This is a genomic window from Marinimicrobium sp. UBA4509, assembly GCF_002388575.1.
GTDB classification, from domain to species: domain Bacteria; phylum Pseudomonadota; class Gammaproteobacteria; order Pseudomonadales; family Cellvibrionaceae; genus Marinimicrobium; species Marinimicrobium koreense.
Window position 1 is genome coordinate 41,437 of record NZ_DGMV01000008.1, and the last position, 921, is coordinate 42,357.

The following is a 921-nucleotide window of genomic DNA, read 5'->3' on the forward strand; positions in this document are numbered from 1 at the left end:
GGCGGGGGCGGTGAACGCCGATATGCGCGGCCCGGGAGGCCTGGCGCTCGAACTGGGCGCCCATGGCATAGAAGTTCCCGTTGGGACGAAACACCATCTGATAGTGCGCGCTGCGCTCAAACTCCCGGTCGGACACAATCTCGTGACTGGCCAGTGTGGTGCCCAAGGGCGCCGCCGACAGCGCGTCACGAAACAGGTCAACCGCCACGGATTCTTCCATGTAGCGCCGATTGGCTTCGGCATCAAACCCCTGAGTGAAAGAGGAGTAAACCCGTGGTTTTTCGATATCGGTAATGCGCAGGGAAGCGGTTCCACCGTCGAAGCGGGTGGCCAATTGTCCGAGAAACCGGGGCCAGCGCTCCGGGTTCATCGCGCCGTCATAGAGGCTTTCGAGTAAGTCCGGGGCTGTGGGTTTGGCAAGGGGCACCGCCGACTCCTGAGGGTCAAAGAACTGTGTGCTTCACCTCATTAAAGCACAGGCGGTCGCGGGTTTCATCCCGTTCGCCGCACGTGAAGTAGTGTTTGGACCAGAGTTGCTATTGCGGGAATCAGATCCGCTTGCGCAACGGACTCATCTGGATGATGACTGATACCACCTTTGCAGCGCAGAAAATACATCGCGCAATCAGTAATTTCCGCCATGGCCATTGCATCGTGCCCCGCCCCACTCATCAAACGCAGCGCCTTAAGATTGAGGTCTGATAGCACGGAGCACTGTAATTGTTGCCACCACTCAGCACAGGCGACTGACGGGGCATTATGGATTTCTCGCCACGTAGAGCTCAACTCCCGGAGCTCTTCAATATGCTTTAATTGGTCGCGAATGATCGTCAACGCGTGATCGCGAAGGCGATCATCTGCGGAGCGGATATCCAATGACAGGTGCACTGCGCCAGGAATAACATTGACGCCACCGGGTAA

Annotated in this window: 2 protein-coding genes; both read right to left on the minus strand. The window is 57.7% G+C overall.

The annotated features are described in order from the left end of the window. The coding region (locus B3520_RS00880; RefSeq protein ID WP_286875109.1) for a hypothetical protein at positions 1 to 427 on the minus strand (427 nt) is incomplete at its 3' end. Between the two features lie 65 nt (positions 428 to 492). Further along, a partial coding sequence (locus B3520_RS00885; RefSeq protein ID WP_286875111.1) for a M20/M25/M40 family metallo-hydrolase occupies positions 493 to 921 on the minus strand: 429 nt, incomplete at its 5' end.